The sequence below is a fragment of the Paucibacter hankyongi genome (genome assembly GCF_037482915.1).
Classification (GTDB): Bacteria; Pseudomonadota; Gammaproteobacteria; order Burkholderiales; family Burkholderiaceae_C; genus Paucibacter_A; species Paucibacter_A hankyongi.
Window position 1 is genome coordinate 82,643 of the sequence record NZ_JBBHJX010000007.1, and the last position, 22,747, is coordinate 105,389.

The 22,747-nt window shown below is 62.9% G+C and carries 18 protein-coding genes; 7 read left to right on the forward strand and 11 right to left on the reverse strand.

The genetic code is table 11. The features are described from left to right. Positions 1-56: 56 nt before the first annotated feature. On the forward strand, positions 57-1,184 hold the full coding sequence (locus WG899_RS12360; protein ID WP_339595960.1) for a 3-deoxy-7-phosphoheptulonate synthase: 1,128 nt from the start codon (positions 57-59) through the stop codon (positions 1,182-1,184). Positions 1,185-1,316: 132 nt separating this feature from the next. Then, the gene (locus WG899_RS12365) at positions 1,317-1,628 is read left to right on the forward strand and encodes a hypothetical protein (RefSeq protein WP_339595961.1); all 312 of its coding nucleotides are present in this window, start codon (positions 1,317-1,319) and stop codon (positions 1,626-1,628) included. 17 nt (positions 1,629-1,645) lie between these two features. Here WG899_RS12365 and WG899_RS12370 read toward each other — a convergent pair whose 3' ends face one another. Beyond that, entirely contained in the window at positions 1,646-2,317 is a 672-nt protein-coding gene (locus WG899_RS12370; RefSeq protein WP_339595962.1) for a trimeric intracellular cation channel family protein, read from the reverse strand. A 189-nt stretch (positions 2,318-2,506) separates the two neighbouring features. Here WG899_RS12370 and htpG point away from each other — a divergent pair, with 189 nt between their 5' ends. Further along, complete coding sequence (gene htpG / locus WG899_RS12375) at positions 2,507-4,387, forward strand: molecular chaperone HtpG (protein ID WP_339595963.1); 1,881 nt, start codon at positions 2,507-2,509, stop codon at positions 4,385-4,387. An 81-nt stretch (positions 4,388-4,468) separates the two neighbouring features. Here the strand turns inward: htpG and WG899_RS12380 are convergent, their stop codons facing one another. The 3 genes from WG899_RS12380 to WG899_RS12390 all read right to left on the reverse strand — a co-directional run bounded on the left by WG899_RS12380 (position 4,469) and on the right by WG899_RS12390 (position 7,382). Then, a complete protein-coding gene (locus tag WG899_RS12380; protein WP_339595964.1) occupies positions 4,469-5,539 on the reverse strand; it encodes a serine/threonine protein kinase in 1,071 nt (356 codons plus the stop codon). 111 nt (positions 5,540-5,650) lie between these two features. Further along, complete coding sequence (locus WG899_RS12385; protein WP_339595965.1) at positions 5,651-6,505, reverse strand: DUF2726 domain-containing protein; 855 nt, start codon at positions 6,503-6,505, stop codon at positions 5,651-5,653. A 139-nt stretch (positions 6,506-6,644) separates the two neighbouring features. Continuing rightward, a complete protein-coding gene (locus tag WG899_RS12390; protein WP_339595966.1) occupies positions 6,645-7,382 on the reverse strand; it encodes a GNAT family N-acetyltransferase in 738 nt (245 codons plus the stop codon). A 326-nt stretch (positions 7,383-7,708) separates the two neighbouring features. Here WG899_RS12390 and rplM point away from each other — a divergent pair, with 326 nt between their 5' ends. From rplM to erpA, 3 genes are all read left to right on the forward strand, one after another. Beyond that, positions 7,709-8,137 (forward strand): 50S ribosomal protein L13, encoded by a 429-nt coding sequence (gene rplM, locus WG899_RS12395; RefSeq protein WP_339595967.1) that lies wholly within the window; start codon positions 7,709-7,711, stop codon positions 8,135-8,137. Positions 8,138-8,146: 9 nt separating this feature from the next. Then, entirely contained in the window at positions 8,147-8,539 is a 393-nt protein-coding gene (rpsI, locus tag WG899_RS12400; RefSeq protein WP_339596078.1) for a 30S ribosomal protein S9, read from the forward strand. A gap of 209 nt (positions 8,540-8,748) precedes the next feature. Then, the gene (gene erpA / locus WG899_RS12405; RefSeq protein WP_339595968.1) at positions 8,749-9,123 is read left to right on the forward strand and encodes an iron-sulfur cluster insertion protein ErpA; all 375 of its coding nucleotides are present in this window, start codon (positions 8,749-8,751) and stop codon (positions 9,121-9,123) included. A 60-nt stretch (positions 9,124-9,183) separates the two neighbouring features. Here the strand turns inward: erpA and WG899_RS12410 are convergent, their stop codons facing one another. Together WG899_RS12410 and WG899_RS12415 are read right to left on the reverse strand one after the other, a co-directional pair. After that, entirely contained in the window at positions 9,184-10,305 is a 1,122-nt protein-coding gene (locus WG899_RS12410; RefSeq protein WP_339595969.1) for an anhydro-N-acetylmuramic acid kinase, read from the reverse strand. 27 nt (positions 10,306-10,332) lie between these two features. Next, positions 10,333-11,724, reverse strand: a complete 1,392-nt coding sequence (locus WG899_RS12415; RefSeq protein WP_339595970.1) for a M23 family metallopeptidase — start codon at positions 11,722-11,724, stop codon at positions 10,333-10,335. 226 nt (positions 11,725-11,950) lie between these two features. On the opposite strand from WG899_RS12415, the gene tyrS reads away from it, so the two are divergent. Then, a complete protein-coding gene (gene tyrS, locus WG899_RS12420) occupies positions 11,951-13,216 on the forward strand; it encodes a tyrosine--tRNA ligase (protein ID WP_339595971.1) in 1,266 nt (421 codons plus the stop codon). Positions 13,217-13,275: 59 nt separating this feature from the next. Here the strand turns inward: tyrS and WG899_RS12425 are convergent, their stop codons facing one another. The 5 genes from WG899_RS12425 to gspD form a co-directional block, all read right to left on the reverse strand. Then, the gene (locus WG899_RS12425; protein WP_339595972.1) at positions 13,276-16,659 is read right to left on the reverse strand and encodes a S41 family peptidase; all 3,384 of its coding nucleotides are present in this window, start codon (positions 16,657-16,659) and stop codon (positions 13,276-13,278) included. 132 nt (positions 16,660-16,791) lie between these two features. Then, complete coding sequence (locus tag WG899_RS12430) at positions 16,792-17,688, reverse strand: 5'-nucleotidase (RefSeq protein WP_339595973.1); 897 nt, start codon at positions 17,686-17,688, stop codon at positions 16,792-16,794. A gap of 132 nt (positions 17,689-17,820) precedes the next feature. Then, on the reverse strand, positions 17,821-19,032 hold the full coding sequence (gspF, locus tag WG899_RS12435) for a type II secretion system inner membrane protein GspF (RefSeq protein ID WP_339595974.1): 1,212 nt from the start codon (positions 19,030-19,032) through the stop codon (positions 17,821-17,823). 17 nt (positions 19,033-19,049) lie between these two features. Beyond that, positions 19,050-20,465, reverse strand: coding sequence for a type II secretion system ATPase GspE (gene gspE / locus WG899_RS12440; protein WP_339596079.1), 1,416 nt, complete (start codon positions 20,463-20,465; stop codon positions 19,050-19,052). A gap of 48 nt (positions 20,466-20,513) precedes the next feature. Beyond that, the gene (gspD, locus tag WG899_RS12445) at positions 20,514-22,745 is read right to left on the reverse strand and encodes a type II secretion system secretin GspD (RefSeq protein ID WP_339595975.1); all 2,232 of its coding nucleotides are present in this window, start codon (positions 22,743-22,745) and stop codon (positions 20,514-20,516) included. Positions 22,746-22,747 lie beyond the last annotated feature (2 nt).

Genomic DNA, 22,747 nt, shown 5'->3' on the forward strand with positions numbered 1-22,747 from the left:
TGAGCGCTGCTTCATCTGAAACCGAATCCAGACCACGGAAAGTGAGAGTTACGCCCATGAATGCCAAGTCCGCCAAACCGGAGATTCAGGCCGAACGCTGGTACTCGCAAGAGGACAAGACCAGTGCGACCGATGACGAACGCATCGTCGACATCACGCCGCTGCCGCCGCCAGAGCATTTGATTCGTTTCTTCCCGATCCGTGGCACACCGATGGAGCAGCTGATTGCCAGCACGCGCCACAGCATCCGCAAAATCATGCAGCGCAAGGATGACCGCCTTTTGGTGATCATCGGCCCTTGCTCCATCCATGACCCCTCAGCGGCGCTGGAGTACGCGCGCCGACTGATGGTGCAGCGCGAGAAGTACGCCGACACGCTGGAGATCGTCATGCGGGTCTACTTCGAAAAGCCGCGCACGACGGTGGGCTGGAAGGGCCTGATCAACGACCCCTATCTGGACGAAAGCTACCGCATCGACGAAGGCCTGCGCATCGCACGCCAGCTGCTGCTGGAGATCAACCGCTTGGGTATGCCGGCCGGTTCGGAGTTCCTGGATGTGATCTCGCCGCAGTACATCGGCGACCTGATCTCCTGGGGCGCCATCGGGGCGCGCACGACCGAGAGCCAGGTGCACCGTGAGCTGGCCTCGGGCTTGTCCGCACCGATCGGCTTCAAGAACGGCACCGACGGCAATATCAAGATCGCCACCGATGCGATTCAGGCCGCGGCTCGCGCCCACCACTTCTTGTCGGTGCACAAGAACGGCCAGGTGGCCATCGTCGAAACCAAGGGCAATAAAGACTGCCACGTCATCTTGCGCGGCGGCAAGGCCCCCAACTACGACACCGAAAACGTAGCCGCGGCCTGCAAGGACCTGGCCGCTGCCAAGCTGGACACCACGCTGATGGTGGACTGCTCGCATGCCAACAGTTCCAAACAACATTTGCGGCAAGTTGAAGTGGCGCGTGACGTCGGTGCTCAGATCATGGCCGGTGGCAAGAACATCTTCGGCGTGATGGTGGAAAGTCATCTGCACGACGGCGCGCAAAAGTTCACCCCGGGCAAGGACGATGCCAGCAAGCTGGAGTACGGCAAGAGCATCACCGACGCTTGCTTGGGCTGGGATGACTCTCTCGAGGTGCTGGAGGTGCTCAGCGCAGCGGTCAAAGCGGCGCGTTCCTGAAGATCTTGGCCGGACATCCAACGCGTTCCTAAGGACTGGCGCCGCCAGGGCTGAGCGTTTGCTTTTGACAAGGCGCCGCTCGGCCAATTTCTGCGCCAGAATCAGGCTGCGTTCATTCTCGAAAGGCCCGTGATGCGCAGTGAAGTGAAGGTCGTTTTCAGCCCGGTGCAGCAGTTTGACTTGGCGGTCGATGCAGAAGAAGTCCTGAGCTTTGAGGCCTCGCGCCAATGGCTGGACGAGCAGTACGTCAAGTACGAGTGCGAGCCGATGCGCGGCTCGGGCAAGGTCTTGCTGGCTGACAAGATCCTGGGTGTGGCTGCCGCGGCCGGGCCGGTGGCTTTTGACGATCCGGCCTGGGCGCTGGACTATGCGCGCGCCACCAGCGGAGCCTTGAGTAAGGCGCTGCTGAGGGTGGATGTGTCCAAGCGGACGCTGTCCTATTGAGGCAGGCTCAGCTCGGCTCAGGCCCGCAGCTGAGGTGCGGGTAGCTGCCAGCCATAGTGCAGGGCGGCCAAGCGCAAGGTGACCACCATCAGCATGCCGGCGATGAAAGCCGCTTGGCGCGGCAGACCAAGGGCCCGCAGCGCCAGATAGCCAGCGATCCCGCCAATTGCGGCGCTGGCGTAAATATCGCGCCGCAGCAGCAGGGGCACTTGGCTGGTCAAGAGATCGCGCATCACGCCGCCGCCGCTGGCGGTGATGGTGCCCAGCAGCACCACCACCAAGCGCGACTTGCCGGCCTCTTCGGCAATCTCGGCACCGCACAGGGCAAACAAGGCCAGCCCTAAGGTGTCGGCAATCACCAGGGCGCCATTGCCGGTGGCTAGCAAATGGCCCCAGCTATTGGCCAGCAAAGCGGTGAACAAGGCGGTCAGCCCAATGACCTTGATGTAGCGGGTGTCGCTCATCCAGAAGATCGGGTGGCGGCCCAAGAGCAGGTCGCGCAGCGTGCCGCCACCGATGGCCGTGATGGCGGCCAAGACCAAGACCCCAAACAGATCGAGCCGTGCCTGCATGGCCGCCAAGGCGCCGCTGATGGCAAACACGGCCACGCCGGCCAGGTCCATCCAGTACAGGACGATGCGGGCCTTGGGGGTGAGGGACTCTTGGGGTAACTGGGCGTGGGAACTCATGGACGGCATTTTCGCAGCTGAGTGCCCCTGCTTTTCACCTTGTAGCGGCAGGGGTCTTGAAGCCCCGCCACTTGGCCCCACATCGTGCTCACGACCGCAAGGTCGGCCGGGTTGGCCTTGACTCTGGTGCTTTCAGCCGAGCAAGCCGCCCGCCATCGACGATTTTGTTTTTTGAGAAGAGCTTCAGACATGACAAAGCAAACCCATGCCTTCCAGGCCGAGGTCAAGCAGATCCTGCACCTCGTCACCCATTCGCTCTATTCCAACAAGGAAATCTTCCTGCGCGAGTTGGTGTCCAACGCCTCCGACGCTTGCGACAAGCTGCGCTTCGAGGCGCTGGACAATGCCGCGCTGTTTGAAGACACGCCGAACCTGGAAGTGCGCGTTTCCTTCGACGAAGCCGCCCGCACCGTCACCATCAGCGACAACGGCATCGGTATGAGCGAGGAAGAGGCGATTGCCCACCTCGGCACCATCGCCAAGAGCGGCACCCGCGAATTCATGGCTAAGCTCGAAGGCGACCAGAAAAAGGACGCCAACCTGATCGGTCAGTTCGGCGTGGGCTTCTACTCGGGCTTTATCGTCGCTGACCGCATCACCGTCGAAACCCGCCGTGCCGGCGTGGCCGCCGAAGCCGGCGTGCGCTGGACCTCGGAAGGCACCGGCGACTATGAAGTTGAGACCATCACCAAGGCCGGCCGTGGCACCGATGTGATCCTGCATCTGCGCGAAGGCGAGGACGAGTTCCTCAAGACCTGGCGCCTGAAGTCCGTCATCAGCAAGTACTCCGATCACATCTCCCTGCCCATCCTGATGAAGAAGGAAGAGTGGGACGCTGAAGCCGCCAAGCAGGTGATGAAAGACGAGTGGGAGTCGGTCAACAAGGCCTCGGCCCTGTGGTCGCGCTCCAAGAGCGAAGTCACGCAAGAGCAGTACGACGAGTTCTACAAGCAGATCAGCTACGACACCGAAGCGCCGCTGGCCCACACCCACAACCGCGTGGAAGGCCGCAGCGAGTACACCCAGCTGCTCTACATCCCCAAGAAGGCCCCCTTCGACCTGTGGAACCGCGACAAGCGCGGTGGTGTGAAGCTCTACGTCAAGCGCGTCTTCATCATGGACGATGCCGAGGCGTTGATGCCGGTCTACCTGCGCTTCGTCAAGGGCGTGATCGACTCGGCCGACCTTCCGTTGAACGTCAGCCGCGAGCTGCTGCAGGAAAGCCGCGATGTGAAGGCCATCCGTGAAGGTTCGACCAAGCGCGTGCTGGGCATGCTGGAATCACTGGCGGATAGCGAAGACGCCGCTGAGCGCGCCAAGTACGCCGACTTCTGGAAGGACTTTGGTTCTGTCTTGAAGGAAGGCGTTGGCGAGGACCATGCCAACCAAGAACGCTTGGCCAAGCTCTTGCGCTTTGCCTCGACGCACGCCGATGAAGGCGTCTCGCTGGTCGACTACCTGAAGCGCGCCAAGGAAGACCAAGAAGCCATTTACTACATCACCGCCGACTCGCTCAGCGCCGCCAAGAACAGCCCGCAGCTGGAAATCTTCCGCAAAAAGGGCATCGAGGTGTTGCTGCTGGTCGACCGTGTTGACGAGTGGATGCTCTCGCATCTGTATGAGTTCGAAGGCAAGCCCCTGCAGTCGGTAGCCAAGGGTGCCATCGACCTGGGCAAGCTGCAGGACGAAAACGAGAAGAAGAAGGCCGAAGAAGCGGCTGAAACCTTCAAGCCCCTGTTGGACCGACTGAAGGAAGCGCTGAAAGAGCGCGCCAAGGATGTGCGCGTCTCCACCCGCTTGGTCGACTCGCCCGCCTGTATCGTGGTGGAAGAGGGCGATATGAGTGGCCATTTGGCCCGCCTGTTGAAGCAAGCCGGCCAAGCCGCACCGACCTCGCTGCCGACGCTGGAGATCAACGCCGAGCACGCCTTGGTCAAGAAGCTGGAAGCCGCGACGCAGTTCGATGATTTGGCCAACGTGATCTTTGATCAGGCGGTGCTGGCCGAAGGCGGCCATCTGGAAGATCCGGCGGCCTATGTGAAGCGCGTCAACGCGATGCTGCTGGCCTAAGTCCTTTCGGTCTAAATGCGAAAGCCCCGCAGCGTTGCCGCTGGCGGGGCTTTTCTTTTGTCTGTCAGCTGAGTCTTTGATTTACTTAAAGCCTTCGTCGAACTGCACTTCATCGTCGCGGAAGTCGTCCAAGGGCCGTTCGTCCTTGGGGCGCATGGCCTCCAGTTGTTCGCCCAGTTTGGCGACTTGGTCGTTCCAATAGTTGGAGCTGCCGAACCAAGGAAAGGCCAGCGGGAAGGCGGGGTCGTTCCAGCGCTTGGCCAGCCAGGCGCTGTGATGAATCATGCGCAAGGTGCGCAAGGGTTCGATCAGGCTCAGCTCGCGACGGTCGAATTCGGCGACGGTCTCGTAGCCGTCCAAGACCCACATCAATTGCTGGCGCGCCGCCACTTCGTCGCCTGACAGGAGCATCCACAAGTCCTGCACCGCCGGGCCGGTGACCGCATCATCCAGATCGACAAAGTGCGGGCCGTGGTCGGGTGTCCAGAGGATGTTGCCGGGGTGGCAGTCGCCGTGCAGGCGCAGCGTTTGCAAGTCTGGGATGGCATCAAAGCTTTGCTGGATGCGGGCCAGGCAGGCTTGCACCATGGCATCCCAGGCCGGCAGCACTTCAATCGGAATGCAGTCTAGGTCGAGCAGCAACGTTCGAGCGACTTGGCCCGGTTGTGCTCCGACCCAGCTCAAACGGTGCTCAAACGGGCGCTGGCGCCCGACATTGTGCAAGCGGCCGAGCAGGCGGCCGATCCAGCTCAAAACCTCGCGATCTTCCAGCTCAGGCGCGCGGCCGCCTTGGCGCGGTGTGACGGCAAAACGCTGGTCGCCAAAGTGGGCCAAGGTGGCCGGGGCGCCCGCCAGTCTCAACTGCGCTTTGGCATCGCTGAGCGTCCAGGGCGCCGCGACCGGCACCTCGGCCTCGGCCAACTCGCGTGCGAACTGGTGTTCTTCCAGGATCTGGGCATCGCTCCAGCGGCCGGGGCGATAGAACTTGGCGACGGCAATGCGACCGTCTTCCAGGTGCACTTGCAGCACCCGGTTTTCGTAGGAGTTCAGTTGCAGCATGCGGCCGTCGCCGAACAGGCCGGCCGCGTCGAGCGCATCCAGCATGAATTCGGGTGTCAGGGCGCCAAAGCTGCGGTCCAGGTCTGGGTTCATGGGGGCGGAGAAAAGAAAAACGGCGCCGGACCTTGTTCGGTCCGGCGCCGCAGTATCGCTTGGCGCGTCGCTTGATGGGGAGATGGGTGCCGCTGGGCTGCGAGAGAAATCTCAGCGCGGAAGGCGTCCGCCGTAACGTGGCGAGTCCACCACCATGCCGACGATGTCGTTCGGCGCTTCGTCGGGGAAATGGGAGTCCACGTTCATGGGCTCCACAAAGGAAGTCAGCCCTTGAAAGCTGTTGCTGCCAGCGGGCCGCCCTGCTCGTGGCAATTCACTGCCGGCGGCGGTATCAAAACGGCTGTCGGGCGCGAAGAAGGAGTCGTGGAAAACCGCCGAGTCCTGCCAGAGGCCGTGGCGACCGGCTGGGCTCTTCACGCCGGCACTGTTCGCGCTGCGTGCCGCCGCGCGTTGAATGGCTGAGCGCGCTGCGGCCGTTGCGCTCGGTGTTGGCGCCGGTTGTGGCCCGCGGGCGCTGCTATTGGTATAGGGCACAAGCAACTGCAATTCCGCGGCGCTGGGCAGGTTGTCGATGGAGCAGCGCAGGTAGCGCACCCGGCAGGCGCCCAGCACCGACTGCTTGATTTGCAGGCTTCGGCTCGAGATGCTGCGCTCCCCGTCCAGGTCGACGGCGGCCAAGACGCGGCCGTTCGGGCTGCAAATGGCGAAGGTCACATGAATTGCCCCCAGCAGTTCAAACCAATAGCGCACCTCGCTCGCTTCGGTCGGCTGGCAAAAGCGCACCAGTGGCAGCTTGGCCAGGATCACGTGGTGGGGCAAGGCTTCCTTGAGCATGCGGTAGACCCGGCGCTCCTCGGCATTGAATACCGGACGGGCGGTCAATGACCACTCGGTTGGTAGCGGCTTGCTGGTGGGCGCCGGACGACGCAGGGCCCAGTACACGGCGAATGCCAGCATGGCAAAGCCTGCGAGCAGCGCGATCACCCAAGGAATGGTTGTTTGCATGTCCCTCGACAGCCCATAAGTTTGATTTGCGCTTGTATTGCAGCGCTTATGGACTCAATGTAGCGCAGTTCGGTGACAGCAAACTCGGTAGCTACCCCCGGTCTGAGTGGGGTCGGGCGGATTCTTTTTGCCTCGGCGCTTACTGTTTTGCGGCCTGGCCGGAGGCTTCAAACTTGGCTTTGACTTCGGCCACCCCGTCCATGATCTCGCCGATGACGTGAATGTGACGCTTGAACTGAAAGTCCAACTCGGCCATATGGCGTTCGATCGCCTCACCGACATGGGAAGACACCGTGTCGGGCGGCAGGCGCAGCCAGGCTTCGGACTCCGAACCATCGCGCTCCACGGTGGCGCCTGCATTGCGGGCGATTTTCAGCATGGCGCCGTTTTCGCTCAGTGCATGGATAAACAGGGTGTCGATGCCGCGGTTGCGCCCATGCAAGGCGGCGCGCTCAAACAAGCGTGCGCCCAGTCCGCGGCTGCGCACTTGCGGCAAGACTGACACGCCGAACTCAGCCATCGCAGGCTGCCCAGCACGTTGGGGCTTGGGGGCATAGGCCAGATGGGCCATCACCACCAATTCCAGCTTTCGGTTGAACACGCCCAGCACCTCATCGCGCTCAAAGTCGATGGACATGGCGTAGCGACTGATTTGCTCATCGGTGGCGGGGTAGCCAAAGCGCAAATAGCGATCACGCTCGTTCAGCGCCAACAAATGCTGAGCGATGCGGCGACGGTGCCGACGACCCAGCGAGCGGATCGGAATCCACGACGACAGTCGGCCCAAAGCGGCAACCGGGCCCCAAACGCTGCTGCTGGCAGCTTTGGCGGGGTCGGCAGCGGGCTGCGCGCTGAGTGGGTCGGAGGTCGATTTCATCGGGCTTGGGTTGGTGTTTGTAAGTAATTACCCTCATTTTAGCCTGGGTGACCATGTTCTACCTAGGCTTGAAAGTCGATAAGGCTTTCTTGATTTCGTGACTTGCTGCTAGAATGATCGGCTTTCCCGTATTTGGCTGCGGGGAAGAAGTCTTTGTGCCTGACGTGAGAGGCCGCGAAAGTGGTGAATGTCGGCGCGAGTCGACTCAAGCTGCTTTCAATAAGCGGAACCGAGCGAACACAACATCTGAACAAGATGGGTGCAAAGATCTGAATCAGCCATCCGACCGCTGTCTCCGTTTTGGAGCCAGCATTCGAAAGTAACTCATGAAGACCTTCAGCGCCAAGCCGGCAGAAGTGACGCACGAGTGGTTTGTGATTGACGCCACCGACAAGGTGCTCGGACGTGTTGCCAGCGAAGTGGCACTCCGTTTGCGCGGCAAGCACAAGGCCATTTATACGCCTCACGTGGATACCGGCGATTTCATCGTCATCATCAACGCAGAAAAGCTGCGCGTCACTGGCAACAAGGCCACTGACAAGGTGTACTACCGTCACTCGGGTTTCCCGGGCGGCATCTACGCCACCAAGTTCAAGGACATGCAAGCCAAGCACCCGGGCCGCGCCCTGGAAAAGGCTGTCAAGGGCATGCTGCCCAAGGGTCCGTTGGGCTACGCCATGGTGAAGAAGCTGAAGGTCTACGCTGGTGACACCCACCCGCACGCCGCTCAGCAGCCCAAGGCTCTGGAAATCTAAGGAACGATGATGATCGGAAACTGGAACTACGGTACAGGCCGCCGCAAGTCGTCGGTCGCTCGTGTCTTCATCAAGAAGGGCACCGGCCAAATCGTCGTCAATGGCAAGGCCATTGGTGATTATTTCGGTCGTCAGACCTCGATCATGATCGCTCGTCAGCCTTTGCTGTTGACGAATCATGGCGAAACCTTTGACATCAAGGTGAATGTGCATGGCGGTGGTGAGTCGGGTCAAGCCGGCGCCCTGCGTCACGGCATCACCCGTGCTCTGATCGACTACGACGCAACGTTGAAGTCCGAACTGAGCCGCGCTGGCTTCGTGACGCGTGATGCGCGTGAAGTCGAGCGTAAGAAGGTCGGTCTGCACGGCGCTCGTCGTCGGAAGCAGTTCAGCAAGCGCTGATCGAACTTGGCGTCAGGCTTTGTCCCCTTTGGGTGGGCAAAGCTGCGCTGGAAGGCCGCTTTCGAGCGGCCTTTTTCTTTTTCCGCTTCACAAGTCCCAGCTTGCAGGGCTATTGCCTGCGGATGCTTGTGGTCTTGTCATCATCCGACTGCATTACTCGGGTTTTATGTGGACAATACGGGCATTGAGCCTAACCATCAGGAATAAATATGAGCGCAGTTCTTGAGTCCCCATCGTCGTCCATGGATGAGATGCCGGTGCCCTTGGTCTTCACCGATAGCGCGGCCGAAAAGGTGCGTGATTTGGTTGCTGAGGAAGGCAATCCAGAATTGAAGCTGCGCGTGTTCGTGCAAGGTGGCGGCTGCTCGGGCTTCCAATATGGCTTCACCTTTGACGAGGCCGTCAATGAAGACGATACGCAGATGAACAAGAACGGCGTCACCTTGTTGATTGACGCTATGAGTCTGCAATACTTGGTCGGCGCCGAGATCGACTACAAGGAAGACCTGCAAGGCGCTCAATTCGTGATTAAAAATCCAAATGCCACCACGACCTGTGGTTGTGGCTCCAGCTTTTCTGTTTGAGTTCGAATTTGCCGTAGAAAGCCGCCAGGTTTTGGCGGCTTTTTTCATGGGGCGGCGCTTTCAGGCGGGATAAAGCGCGCCGAGGATGCGCGGTCCCGTGGCGCCGGTGGCTGTCGGCAGATTTCCGGCAAAACCGCGTACGTGGCGCATGGCCAGCCAGGCAAAGGCTGCGGCCTCGACCTGCATGGCGGGCAAGCCGCGGGCATCTGTGGCCATGACCTTGATGCCGGGCAGTAGCGTTTGCAGTCGCTGCATCAACTGCGTGTTCAGTGCCCCGCCGCCGCAGACCAGTAGTTCTCTGGTGGATGGGGCGTACTGTCTGAGGCTGTCCACAGCGCTCTGCGCGCTGAGTTCCAGCAGTGTGGCCTGGATATCCTGCGGCGCTGCCGAAGTGGGTAGCAAGCGCTGTAACCAGGCACGGTTGAATAGATCGCGGCCGGTGCTGCGTGGTGGCGCGAGCGCGAAAAACGGTTCGGCCAACATCTGGCTTAGCAAATCGGGAAGGACCTTGCCTCCGGCCGCCCAGGCGCCTGCCGCGTCATACGGCAGCCCCAGGTGATCACTCACCCACATGTCCATCAGGCAATTGCCGGGGCCGCAGTCAAAGCCGAGGGTCGGGCCTGCGTGGCTCAGCAGGCTGATATTGCTGATGCCGCCAATATTCAACACAGCCACATCGCTGTCGGGCTGTGAAAACTGGGCGCGGTGAAAGGCGGGCACCAAGGGGGCGCCTTGCCCTCCTGCTGCAACATCACGACTGCGCAGGTCGCTCACCACGGCGATGCTGCTTTGTTCGGCCAGCAGCGCGCCATTCAGCAATTGCACGGTGTAGCCGCAACCATCGAATTCACCTGGGCGGTGTCGGACCGTTTGTCCGTGGGCGCCAATGGCGCAGATGTGGTTGTGGCTCAGTGCGCAGGCCTCCAGTAGCTGCGCTACCAGATCGGCATAACTTCGAGCCACCGCCGTTGCGGCCAGTGCAGCGCGGTGCAATTCGTTGTCGCCTGGGCTGTTCAGTGCCAGCAACTCGTCGCGCAATGCGGCGGGAAAGGGCTGATGCAAGTGCCCCAGCACCTGCATCGGGGCGTGCTCCACCTCAGGAAAGCGCGCCAGCACGGCGTCGACCCCGTCCAGCGAGGTGCCGGACATCAGGCCGATGAATAGCTCACGCGGCCCGCGCATGCCTTGGGGTGCTGCTGCGTCCGAGCTTCAATCGGCGCCGCTGACGCCGCCGCTCATTGACTGCGCCACATTCAGCTGTGACGTCACGCTGGCCACGGTTTGCTTGAACTGCGCGCGCGCGTAGTTGGGCAGGGTGACGGCCTCGGAGGCGCGTGCAATCACGCGTGGATCCTGGTGGGCGCCTTTGACGCGGAACTCAAAGTGCAGGTGCGGGCCGGTGGCCCAGCCTGTTGAGCCTACGGCGCCGACTCTTTGGCCCTGCTCGATGCGTTGGCCTTTTTTCACATCGATGCGGCTCAGGTGGGCGTAGACGGTGGTCCGATCGCCGTTGTGGCGTACGTGAACAACATTGCCGAAGCCGTTCTGCCAGCCGGCAAACTCGACCAAGCCATCGCCGACGGTGCGCACTGAGGTGCCGGTGGGGGCTCCGTAGTCGACGCCCAGGTGGGCGCGCCAGGTCTGGTGGATTGGGTGGAAGCGCATCGCAAAGCCAGAGGTGATGCGCGAGAACTCCATCGGGCTGGCCAGGAAGGCGCGGCGCTTGCTCTGTCCATCAAAGCCGTAGAAGTTGCCCTTGCCGGTGGCGCTGTCCTTGAACCAGACAGCCGAATGGCTGCGGCCGTTGTTGACGAACTCGCCGGCAATGACGCGGCCGCTGGCGCCGTTGTCCCAGGTGACGGCCTCGCCATCGGCGGTCAGGCTTTCGTAGACAACCGAAAAGCGGTCGCCCTTGCGCAGTTCGCGGTGAAAGTCGATTTCGCCGGAGAACATATCGGCCATCTGCGATGCGATGGCATCGGGGATGCGGGCCTCATCGGTGGCGGCGAACAGCGAGGTTTGGATGCTGCCGCTGCCGAGGCGAATCTGCGCCTGCAACTCGGCCGTCTCCAACTTGGCGTGGAAGGCTTTGCCGTCACGAGTGACGCTGAGGCGATTGAAATGCGTTGATTGCTGCTCAGCCTTGTCGGCTGGAAAGCGCACCACCATTGATTGCACGGCGCCCGAGGCGTCGGCCGTCAAATGAACGGACTTGCCGGCACGGCCTTGCAGGATGCGGCGAGCCAAGGGGTCGTTGCGCAAAAACTGTGCGGCAGCCGGGTCAAAGGCGCCCAAGCGCTTGAACAGGCTTTCCACCGTGTCGCTGCTGCGGGTCAGTTCGCTGCGGCTCAGGCCAATCTTGTGCTCGGCCAGCGCCGCGAGTTGGTCTTCCAGATCATGCGTTTGTACGGCCTCGGCGACGGTGCGCTGGGGCAGGTCGCGGGCATCGGGCGCCAGCGGCGCAATACCAAAGGCAGTCACGGCAAAGCCGCTGAGTAGGCCGACCACGCTGCCGGTCAAGGCACGGGGATGGCGGGCGGCAAAGGCTTCGGCTCGCGCCAGAGCCTGTTTCACATCGATCATCCGGTCAGTCACGCTCATCAAATCCCAAGTTCTTCTTGTTTTGACGCCTTCCGGTAGGGGAGCGTCTGACAAAGGTGTCGCGAATGCCATGAATCGCGTCCACTAGAATTGATCTTTTGGCGACATCTCACCAACTTTTGGGGGGTGTCGTCGAAAACTAGGCGCGAGTATACAGAGTCGATCGCCGCGTCAACGTCTAGAAAACCCGATAAATCAAGGCTTTACCCGAGGCCAGACCGTTGTTATGACCGAAATCAGAACTCCCGCGCCTGTCAATCCCCCAAGCTCGGCCAAGCCGAACTATCCGATCACCGACAGTGTGCGCGAGGCGCTGGCGATTTCGCTGCGGGCCTGCGATGAGCTGCTGCCCGAGGCGGACTGGCTGCAGAAGCTGGCCAAGTCCGAGGCCACCGGCGTGCCGCTGCGCATCAAGCTGGGCCTCGACCCCACGGCGCCCGACATCCATATCGGCCACACGGTGGTGCTGAACAAGATGCGCCAGTTGCAAGACCTAGGCCATCAGGTGATCTTTTTGATCGGCGACTTCACTTCGATGATCGGAGACCCGTCGGGCCGCAATGCGACTCGCCCGCCTCTGACCGCCGAGCAGATCAAGGCCAATGCCGAAACCTATTACGCCCAGGCCAAGCTGGTGCTGGACCCGGCGCGCACCGAGATCCGCTACAACTCCGAGTGGAGCGACCCGCTGGGCGCGCGCGGCATGATTCAGTTGGCCGCCAAGTACACGGTCGCCCGCATGATGGAGCGCGATGACTTCACCAAGCGCTATGCGGCACAAACCCCGATCTCGGTGCATGAGTTCCTCTACCCCTTGATGCAGGGCTATGACTCGGTGGCGCTGAAAAGCGACCTGGAGCTGGGTGGTACCGATCAAAAGTTCAATCTCTTGATGGGGCGCCATCTGCAGCAGGAGTACGGGCAATCGCCGCAGTGCATTTTGACCATGCCTCTGCTCGAAGGCTTGGACGGTGTGGAGAAGATGTCCAAGTCTAGAAACAACTACATCGGCATCAGCGAGCCGGCCAACACCATGTTTGCCAAGGTCTTGTCGATCAGCGATGAGTTGATGTGGAAGTGGTTCAACCTGCTCAGCTTCAAGCGCATTGAAGAGATTGCCGCGCTCAAGCGCGAAATCGAGGCGGGCCGCAACCCGAAGGATGCCAAGGTCTTGTTGGCAAAGGAGATCACCGCCCGCTTCCACAGTGCCCAAGCGGCGGAAGAGGCCGAGGCCGATTTCAACAACCGCGCCAAGGGCGGTATTCCGGATGAGATCCCCGAAGTCACGCTCGGCGGCGCACCAATGGGCTTGGCCGCCTTATTGAAATCTGCCGGTCTGGTCGCCTCAAATGGCGAAGGTACCCGCATGATTGAGCAGGGCGGTGTGCGCATCGATGGCACGGTCATCAGCGACAAGGGCCTCAAGGTCGAGGCCGGCACCCTGGTGCTGCAGGTGGGCAAGCGCAAGTTTGCTCGCGTGACGCTGAGTTGACGTTCGGCCGTCCGGTTGGATAAAAAAAGGGAGGCCGTTGGCCTCCCTTTTTGCTGCTGTCAGAGCTTCACCGGCCTCGGGTAGGGGCCCGGCTTGACCGGCTGAAGTGGCTTTTCAGCCATCGTTTTCTTCAGCACGGCGATGGCTGCGTCCAGTTGGGCGTCGCCGCCCAGGAAGCTGGCGCGTGGTGGGTTGTCGACCTCGATATCCGGCGTCACGCCGATGCCTTCCACCAGAAAACGGCCGTCGGCCGAAATTTGCCCAGTCTCGGCGGCTCGCATGATGCCGTTGTCCACCAATCGGTTTTGATCCGACAGCCAGACGCCCGCGCCCGAGGTGGTCTTGCCGATCAAGGGGCCCAGCCCCAAGCGCTTGATGCCTTCGGCAAAAGTTTCTCCGTCCGAGTAGGTCTCTTCGTTCGCCAGCACCACCAGATGGCCGCGGAAGGCTTCCTGCATATTGGAATAGGTCGGGCCACCATCGGGAGAGCGGCGCTGCCAGAAGGCCCAGGCGCGGCGCATCAGTTTTTCCAAAATCCAGCTGTCGATATTGCCGCCGCCATTGAATCGCACATCGATGATCAGGCCTTCGCGGTCGGACTGGGCGTAGAACTCGCGGGCGAAATCGGCGATGTCATCCTTGACCATGGCACGCAGATGCAGGTAGCCGATGCGGCCTTCTGAGGCGCGCTCTACCGCCAGTGCGCGCGAATAGCGCCAGTCACCGAAGCGCAACTGCTGTTCGCGGCGCTGCGCGACCGGTGTGACGACCTGTTGGAACTCACGGCCTTCCGCGTTGAGCAATTGCAGCAGCACCTGCTTGCCGGCTTGGCCGCGCAGCAGGTCGGACAAGTCCGCCGCTTGCAAGGCCGGGCGGCCATTGATGGCGGTGATCAAATCGCCCACCCGCACCGTCAAGCCCGGCGCCGCCAGCGGTGCAAGGTCATTGGGCAACTCCGGATCGCTGCGGTAGATGTGGTCGATGCGCCAGCCCTTGGCCTGGCGAGATACGCGCGCGCCCAGGCCCGCCAGGCCGGGCTCCTCGGCCGCTGCGCGCACATCCCCGGCGGCCACCTGGCTGTGCAAGGCACTCAGCTCCCCGACCATCTGAGCCATCAACTCGGCCAACTCGGCGCGATCGGTAACCCGTTCTACCAACGGCGCGTATTTGGCCCGCATGGCAGCCCAGTCGATGCCGTGCATGCCCTTGTCATAGAAGTAGTCGCGATGCATGCGCCAACCGTCGGCAAACATTTGGCGCCACTCCATCCGCGGGTCGGTGGCGATCTGCCAGTCGCTCCACTTGACCTGGAACTTGGCCGGTTCGGCCGGCAACTTGGGCGCTGCTTCGATCAGCAATACCTCTTGCGCCGCGCCCGCTGCCGAGGCATTTTTCACCAGCATCAACTTCTTGCCGTCGGCGCTGAGCTCAAAGCTCTTCACATCCTCGGCCAGCGTCTCGGGTTTGCCGCCCAGGCGGTCGATGCTGAGGGACTTCAGGCTGCGCTTTTGCTCGCCGCCGGCCTCGCCGTCCAACACCCACAGACGCTTGGCGTCCACCTGCAAGGCACTGTAGTTGCTAGCCGGCAGCGGCACTTCGTACAAGCGTTCTTTCAGGCCGGCCCAGACGATGGCGGGCTTGGCCTCGGCCTTGCTGTCCGTTTTGTTGCCGGGCTTGGCGTCTGGCTTGCCGGCGACCTTGTCCTCGGGCTTGGCTTCGGCTTTGCCGTCGCCGTTGCTCTCGGCCGGCGTCAACTCGTCCTTGGCAGCGAAGGGGAAACGCAGGCCCGCTTGCAGTGCCAAGGCATAGACCTTGGCGCGGCGGTCGAAGTAGGGGCCCATATTGCGGTCACCCCAGGGGCCGGAGCTGCCGGTCGTCTCGAAGTTGCGCTTGGAGATGAAATAGAGCCAGCGCCCATCCGGGCTGAAGGCCGGAGACTCGCTGTCATAACGGGCACTGCTGACGGTGTGCGTCTGGCCATCCTTCAGGCTGTAGAGCCGTACCTGCTCGCGATTGGCGTTGCGCAGCGGTTGCGTGAAAGCCAGTGCCTGGCTGTCCGGCGACCAGCGCAGATTTCCGATGCCGGCCGCCATTGCGTCACGGCCGATCTGCTGTGTCGTGCCCGCCTTCAGTTCGGTCAGGAAAAGATGACCTTCTTTGTCGGCATGGGCCAGGTAGTGGCCATCGGGCGAGGGCAGCAACTGGGTGCGCATCGCCGTGGCGCCGCGGGTGATTTGTTGTGCTGGGCTCAAGCCGTTGGCGGCAAAGCGCCAGATCTCACGTTCGCCGCTGAAATCGCAAAGGGCAAAGACCTGCTGGCTGTCGGCGCTGAACTCGCCCTTTAGGCAGCGGCCCTCGGCGGGCTGGGGCAATTCGGCGCGACGCAAGGCGCCAATGCCTTGGGTGGCCAAGTGGCCGCGGCTGGCCAGCAGCACGCGTTCTCCATTGGGCGCCAAGGAAGTGTCGGTGAGGAAGTCTTGCGGCTTCTTGATCCAGCGCTCGCGTTGATGAGCAAAATCGCCGCTCAATTGAATGGCGAGCTTGCTGCCTTCGCCGGAGGCATTGGCGTACAGGTCGATCAAATGGATGTCGGCGCCGACGGCTACGCTGACCTGCGTGCCGCTGATCGAAGCATGCCGGATGTCCCAGCCTTTGAAGCGGCTGTGCTGACGCAGGTCTTGACCCTGGGCATTGACGGACCAGAGATTGACGGTGCCGTCACGGTCGGACAAAAAGGCGATGCGCTCGCCGCCATTGGCGTCGCGGTAGGGCATTGGACGCGAATCATTGGCCCCCTGGGCCAGCAGCGGGCGCGCCTCGGCTTGGCTGTTCAGATCCATCGTCCAAAGCCGCGCGATGGCGCCGCCGCGGTATTGCTTGGCGTTGTCGCCGCGCAGGCCGTTGCGGGTGAAATAGAGTTGCGTGCCGTCGGCACTCAGTGCGCCATCGCTGGCCTGGCCGACCGGCAGCGCACGCCGCGCGCCGCTTGCGGTGTTCATCGCGAACAGCTGCGAGACCGGGCGGCCATCTTGCGCCGGACCGGTGTAGAGCAACTCGCCCTGGGCGCTGAAACCCCAAACCTTTTGAGCTGCGCCCTCCCAGGTCAGGCGGCGTGGCACACCGCCTTGTACCGGCATCAGGTAAATGTCGGCAGGGCCATCGTACTGGCCGACAAAGGCCAACCATTGGCCGTCCGGAGACACCGCCGGCTGCGTCTCCGCGCCCAAGTGGGTGGTCAGCCTTTCGGCGCGGCCACCTTGGGCGGAAACGCGCCAGAGGTCGCCCTCGGCGACCAGATAAAGCTGTTCGCCATGCAGGGCGGGTTGACGGTAAAAGCCGTTCGTGGCGGCCGCAGCTTGAGCGGTGCTGCTGAGTGAAGCGCAGACGGCGCTGAGGAGGGCGGCGGCAATGGCCAAGCGCTGGGCGGAATTCTGTCGTGTCATCGTTCTTGTCTCTGATCCTTGTGGGATTTTTGTGATGCGGCTGTCTTGGCGGCCGGTGTGTTTGCCCGCCGTGTGATCTATGGCGCGGCATGGCGCGCGGCCTATTGTGCCGTTCTCCCGCCCTCTGATGCTTCAGCGGTTACTGACGCCCGAGGCGACATGGCCGGCCGGCACATGGGCAGCTGCGCTGGCGATATGACCGGCCTGGTCGTCGAAGAAAAAGTCGGGTTCGAACTCGCGCAGGAATTCGCCCTTGGCCAGGCCGCCGAGGAACATCGCCTCATCGACCTCAATCTGCCAATCCATCAGCGTGCGGATGGCGCGCTCATGGGCCGGCGCGCTGCGTGCCGTCACCAGCGCCGTGCGCACCCGCATGCCGCCGCTCGGCGAGCGTTGCAGGTCTTGCAAGGCCTCCAGCACCGGCTTGAAGGGGCCGGCGGCCAAGGGGATGTTGGCGTGGCGAGTCTCATGCGACTGGAAGGCGTTCAGGCCGTCGCGCTGGAAGACCTGTTCGGCCTCGTCGGAGAACAGCACGGCGTCGCCGTCGAAGGCAATGCGCAACTCTTCCGGATGCTCGGCCGAAGCTTTGGCCGACAAGGGCAACACCCGTGCCGCGGCCACACCGGCGGCCAGCGCCGAACGCACATCGGCCTCATTGGCGGACAGGAATAACTGTGCGTTCAGTGGACGCAGATAACGCCAAGGGGACTCGCCGCGCGTGAACACGCCGCGCTGAATGCCCAGGCCGTAATGCTTGGCCGAGCGAAACACCCGCATGCCCGAGACTGGATCATTGCGCGACAGCACGACGATCTCCACACGAGCCTGCTCTGGCGTGTTGAAGGCCAGCAGTTTGTTGACCAGCGAAAACGCCACGCCGGGCTTGGCCGGCAGGTCCAGGCGCGCCTGTTGCAGGGCCATATAGGCGCGGTCGTCGCCGGCTTCAAACAGTTCGTTCTCTGCCTCGAAGTCAAACAGCGCTCGGGACGAGATCGCCACCACCAGTTGTCCGTCAAGATTGGCAGGCATGTCTCGAGTTCTCCGTTTTCAAGTCCTTCGCCGGGCCGCCCCAAGAAGGACTTCGGCGATGTTGGGCGGGCCAAGTCCGACCGCCATCGGGCCGCCACGGGGTGCGGCCCAGGTCCTTATGGGCCGGGGGCCTCATTTGACCCAGGTGTTCAACTGGATGATGGGCATCAACACCGCCAGCACAATCATCAGCACGATGGCGCCCATCACCACGATGAGGATGGGCTCCAGCATGGTCGCGGCCGCCATCGAGCGGCGCTGCACCTCGACGCTGAGTTGCTTGGCGGCGCGCTCCAACATCTGTGGCAACTGGCCGGTCTGCTCACCCAGGCGCGCAAACATGGCCAGGATGCCGGGGAAACGTTTCTTGCCGGCCAGCGCATTGCCCAGCGGCGCACCTTCGCGCACCTGCACCAAGGCGTCCAGCGCGTCGGCGCGCATGGCACGGTTCGAGAGCGTTTCTGCGGCTGCTTGCAAGGCCTTCAGAATCGGCACGCCGGCCCCGGCCAGCATGGCCAGGGTGCTGGCAAAACGGGCTGCGTTATAGCCGCGAGCCAGTCGGCCGAGCAGCGGCACGCCCAGCACGGCGGCATCAAAACGCTGGCGGAAGGCTTCGCCTTTTAAGGCTTGGCCCAAAGCTAGGCCACCCCCGATCAGACCCAACAACATCAGCCACCCCCATTGCCGCACAAAGGCACTGATGGCCAGCATGGCTACCGTCAAAAAGGGTAGCGAACGTTTGGAATTGGTGAACACGGTGGCGATCTGTGGCACCACATAGGTGACCAGAAAGATCACGATCAGCACCGAGATCAGCGAGACGATGGCCGGATAGGCCATGGCGCCGAACAACTTGCCGCGCAGGTCCTGGCGCTCCTCCAGATCGTCGGCGAGCTTTTCCAGCACCGCGCCGAGCGCGCCACTTTGCTCGCCTGCCGCCACCACGCCACAAAACACCTCGTCAAATTCGCGCGGGGCGGTGGCCAGCGCATGGGCAAAGGTGGCGCCGGCGTTGACCTCGGCCTTCAGTTGCGAGAGCAACTCGCGCTGGCGGTCGTCCTCGCATTCATCGGTCAGCGCCGTCAGCGAGCGTTCGATCGGCAGCCCCGAGCCGACCAGGCCGGCCAGTTGGCGCGTCCAGACCGCCAGGGCGGTCGGGCTGAAAACCCGGCGGGTGAAGCGGCTGCCGCCCTGCTGCCCATGCTGCTGTACCGTCTGCAGTGTCAGCGGCACCAGGCCCTGGGCACGCAGCAAAGCGCGCGCGGCACGCGGGGTGTCGGCCTCGATCAGCCCGTTGCTGGCGCGACCAGCGGCATTCAGGGCTTCGTATTTGTAAGCGGGCATGCGTACAGACTTCCGGTCTACTCGCGCGTGACGCGCAAGACCTCTTCGGCCGAGGTGATGCCGGCGGCCACCAGGCGGGCGCCGTCTTCACGCATCGAGCGCAGGCCGGCCGCTTGCGCCGCCGCCAGCAGCGCGCTTTCCGGCGCCTGCTGGTGAATCAGTGCGCGCACCTGATCATTCGCCACCATCAATTCATACACGCCGGTGCGGCCCTTGTAGCCGGTGTGGGCGCAGGACTCGCAGCCCACCGGGTGGTACTTGCCCTGTTCGTCGACCTTTTTGCACACCGGGCATAACTTGCGAACCAAGCGTTGCGCGAGCACGCCCAGCAAGCTGGAGCTGAGCAAGAAGGGCTCGATGCCCATATCGGTCAGGCGGGTCACCGCACTGGGCGCGTCATTGGTGTGCAGAGTGGCCAGCACCAGGTGACCGGTCAGCGAGGCCTGGATGGCAATCTGCGCGGTCTCATGGTCGCGGATTTCACCGATCATGATGACGTCCGGGTCCTGGCGCAGGATGGCGCGCAAGGCCTTGGCGAAGGTCAGTTCGATCTTGGCGTTGACCTGGGTTTGGCCAATGCCGGAGAGCTCGTATTCGATCGGGTCTTCCACCGTCAGCACATTGGTGGTGCCGGTGTCCACCGTTTGCAGCGAGGCGTAGAGGCTGGTGGTTTTGCCCGAGCCGGTCGGGCCCGTCACCAGCACGATGCCGTGCGGCTGTTGCACCAGGCGCTTGAAGCTGCTCAGCACGTCGCCGCTCATGCCCAGACCTTCGAGCGTGAACTTTGATTCGCTCTTGTCGAGCAGACGCAGCACGGCGCGCTCGCCATGGGCGCTGGGCAGCGTCGAGACCCGCACATCGATGGCGCGGCCACCGATGCGCAGCGAGATGCGGCCGTCTTGCGGCAGGCGCTTCTCGGCAATGTCCAACTCGGCCATGATCTTCAGGCGCGAGATCAGCGCGGCATGCAGGCCACGGTTGGGCTGCACCACTTCACGCAACGTGCCGTCGACCCGGAAGCGCACCGAGCTGGCGCGCTCATAGGGCTCGATGTGAATATCGCTGGCGCCGTCCTTGGCAGCCTGCGTCAACAAGGCATTCAACATGCGGATGATGGGCGCATCGTTGGCCGCTTCCAGCAGGTCTTCGACTGCCGGCAGGTCTTGCATCATGCGCGACAGGTCGACGGCACTTTCCACCTCACCGATCACCACCGCCGCGCTCGACTCGCTGCCGGCATAGGCCGCGTTGATGCGCTCGCTCAAGGTGCTGCGGGCTTCCTGCTCCAGGCGATCAAGCGCATAGAGACGCTGCACCTCGGACAAGGTGGCCAGGCTGACCTCGGGCGGCGCCCACAGCACCAGCGTGCTGCCGTCGTCTTCCAGCAGCACGGAGTTGGCCTTGGCGAAGGCATAGGGCAGGGGGTGTCGGATGGCGGCCATGCGGCGGACTCGGCTGGGCTCGGTGCAGGAATAGATGACTTACTGGGCGACGGGCGCTTGCTTGCCGCTCGCTTCGCTCTGACCACCCGCCGGCGTGGCGGGCGAGGGCGGCAAGACCGGCGCGCCGGTATTGGGCAGCACCAGGCTTTGGCCCGGCTGCGAACCTTGTTGCAAGGCGCGGATCGCCTCGTAGCGGTCCAGTGTCAGTTGATCGGCGGACGCTTGGTTGCGCATCACCACCGGCCGCAAGAAGACCATCAGATTGGTCTTCACGCGCTTGCGGTTCTCGCTCTTGAACAGGCTGCCGATGATGGGGATGCTGCCCAAGCCAGGCACCTTGTCCTCGCCGTCGCTGTACTCGTCCTTCATCAGGCCGCCCAAGACAATGATCTGGCCGTCATCGACCGTGACGGTGGTTTCGATCGAACTCTTGTCGGTGGTCGGACCGGCGCTGCTGGACTTGCCTTCCACCACCGAGGAATTCTCTTGGTAGACGGTCATGCGCACATTGCCGCTCTCGCCAATCTGGCTGCGAATGCGCAGCGTCAGGCCAACGTCCTTGCGGTCAATGGTCTGGAAGGGGTTGATGGCCCCCGAGCCGCCGGTGTTGGAATAGGAGCCAGTCAGGAAGGGCACGTTCTGACCGATCACGATCTTGGCTTCTTCGTTGTCTAGCGCCACCAGATTGGGCGTCGACAGGATGTTGGCGCCGGCCTGGCCTTCAAGGAAGTTGGCGATCGCACCGAGCGTGTAGAAGTCGCCGACCTTCTTCAAAAAGCCGATGTTCAGGCCCTGTGGAACTGCCGCGCTGGCCAGGGCTGTGGAGATGCCCGCCTTGCCGCCGGCTGCAGCCGCGCTGCCGTTGATGATGTTGCCAAGGCCGGTGCCGAAATTGGTGCCAAGGCCGGGGATATTGCTGTCGCCCTTGCCCCCGAACAGGTTCTGCCATTGCACGCCGAACTGCCCGGACTTGCTGGCGTCGACCTTGACGATCATGGTCTCCACATAGATCTGCGCGCGGCGCGCATCCAACTGATCAATGACGGTGCGAATCTGTCGGTAGAGCGGTTCGGGCGCGGTGATGATCAAGGAGTTGGTGGCCGGATCGGCCTGCACAAAGCCGCCGGTCGATGGGCCTTGCGAGGCGGAAACCGGGCTGGTCGAGGCGGTCGAAGCCGTGTTGCCGCCGGAATTGTTGGCGTTGTTGGCGCCGCTCAGCTGCGCGCCGCCGAGGGCATTGCTGTTCGGCGAACTGCTGCTGCCACCGCTGCCACCGGCGGCGCTCGAGTTGCCGGCCGCAAAGGCCGCGCGCAGCACGGTGGCCAGCTTGGTCGCGTCGGCATTCTTCAGATAAACGACGCGGATATTGCTGGAGCCGTCGACCGACGGTTGGTCGAGTTTCTCAACCATGGCGCGGGTGGCGGCCAGCGTGGCCGGATTGCTGGCGCGCAGAATCAGCGCATTGCTGCGTGGGTCGACCAGCACCGAGATACCGCCGCTGGCTTGACCGGGCACGCCGGCCGTGGCGGCCGCACCGCCGGAAGCCAGCTTTTGCACCAGCGCCGCCAGATCAGAGGCCACCGCATGCTTGAGCGGCACGATCTCGATATCGGTGGCGCCGGGCGTGTCCATGGTTGCGATGATGCGACCCAGGCGCTGCAGGTTTTCGGCGTAGTCGGTGATCACCAGGCTGTTATTGCCCGGGTTGGCATTGATGGTGTTGTTGGGGCTGATCAAGGGCCGCAGCACCGCCACCAGATTGTTGGCGTTCTCGTGATTAAGGCGGAAGATCTGCGTGATGATCTGGTCGCCACGGGTACTGCTGGGCCCGACCGCCACGGCGCCGGCTTGCAGCTTGGCATCGGCTTCGGGCACCACCTTGTAGAGACCGGTGTTCTCCACCACGGTGAAGCCTAAGCCCCGCAGCGCAGCCAGGTAGTTCAGATAGGCCTCGCGCACGGTCAGCGGCTGCTCGCTGTAGAGCGTGATCTGGCCCTTGACCCGCGGGTCGATGATGAACTGGCGGTCCAACATCACACCGATGGCGCGCGTCACGGCCTCGATGTCGGCGTTGACGAAGTTCAATGTCACCGGTGTACTCGACTTCAGGGCCGGGCTGTGGGCGCGGTTGCTGGAGGCTTGCGGCAGGCCGGACTGGGCCTGTGCCAGCACAGGGCTGCTCAGGACCGACACGGCCAGCAGTGACAGCAATGGCCGCATAGTGGGGCTGGCCTGCCGTGCAGGGCGCTCAAGGCGTGGGCGCTTGTTCATGC

Excerpts from the sequence above, each read along its gene's own strand:
- WG899_RS12360 (WP_339595960.1), top strand. The coding sequence starts at position 57 with ATGAATGCCAAGTCCGCCAAACCGGAGATTCAGGCCGAACGCTGGTAC.
- WG899_RS12365 (WP_339595961.1), top strand. The coding sequence starts at position 1,317 with ATGCGCAGTGAAGTGAAGGTCGTTTTCAGCCCGGTGCAGCAGTTTGAC.
- WG899_RS12370 (WP_339595962.1), bottom strand. The coding sequence starts at position 2,317 with ATGAGTTCCCACGCCCAGTTACCCCAAGAGTCCCTCACCCCCAAGGCC.
- htpG (WP_339595963.1), top strand. The coding sequence starts at position 2,507 with ATGACAAAGCAAACCCATGCCTTCCAGGCCGAGGTCAAGCAGATCCTG.
- WG899_RS12380 (WP_339595964.1), bottom strand. The coding sequence starts at position 5,539 with ATGAACCCAGACCTGGACCGCAGCTTTGGCGCCCTGACACCCGAATTC.
- WG899_RS12385 (WP_339595965.1), bottom strand. The coding sequence starts at position 6,505 with ATGCAAACAACCATTCCTTGGGTGATCGCGCTGCTCGCAGGCTTTGCC.
- WG899_RS12390 (WP_339595966.1), bottom strand. The coding sequence starts at position 7,382 with ATGAAATCGACCTCCGACCCACTCAGCGCGCAGCCCGCTGCCGACCCC.
- rplM (WP_339595967.1), top strand. The coding sequence starts at position 7,709 with ATGAAGACCTTCAGCGCCAAGCCGGCAGAAGTGACGCACGAGTGGTTT.
- rpsI (WP_339596078.1), top strand. The coding sequence starts at position 8,147 with ATGATCGGAAACTGGAACTACGGTACAGGCCGCCGCAAGTCGTCGGTC.
- erpA (WP_339595968.1), top strand. The coding sequence starts at position 8,749 with ATGAGCGCAGTTCTTGAGTCCCCATCGTCGTCCATGGATGAGATGCCG.
- WG899_RS12410 (WP_339595969.1), bottom strand. The coding sequence starts at position 10,305 with ATGCGCGGGCCGCGTGAGCTATTCATCGGCCTGATGTCCGGCACCTCG.
- WG899_RS12415 (WP_339595970.1), bottom strand. The coding sequence starts at position 11,724 with ATGAGCGTGACTGACCGGATGATCGATGTGAAACAGGCTCTGGCGCGA.
- tyrS (WP_339595971.1), top strand. The coding sequence starts at position 11,951 with ATGACCGAAATCAGAACTCCCGCGCCTGTCAATCCCCCAAGCTCGGCC.
- WG899_RS12425 (WP_339595972.1), bottom strand. The coding sequence starts at position 16,659 with ATGACACGACAGAATTCCGCCCAGCGCTTGGCCATTGCCGCCGCCCTC.
- WG899_RS12430 (WP_339595973.1), bottom strand. The coding sequence starts at position 17,688 with ATGCCTGCCAATCTTGACGGACAACTGGTGGTGGCGATCTCGTCCCGA.
- gspF (WP_339595974.1), bottom strand. The coding sequence starts at position 19,032 with ATGCCCGCTTACAAATACGAAGCCCTGAATGCCGCTGGTCGCGCCAGC.
- gspD (WP_339595975.1), bottom strand. The coding sequence starts at position 22,745 with ATGAACAAGCGCCCACGCCTTGAGCGCCCTGCACGGCAGGCCAGCCCC.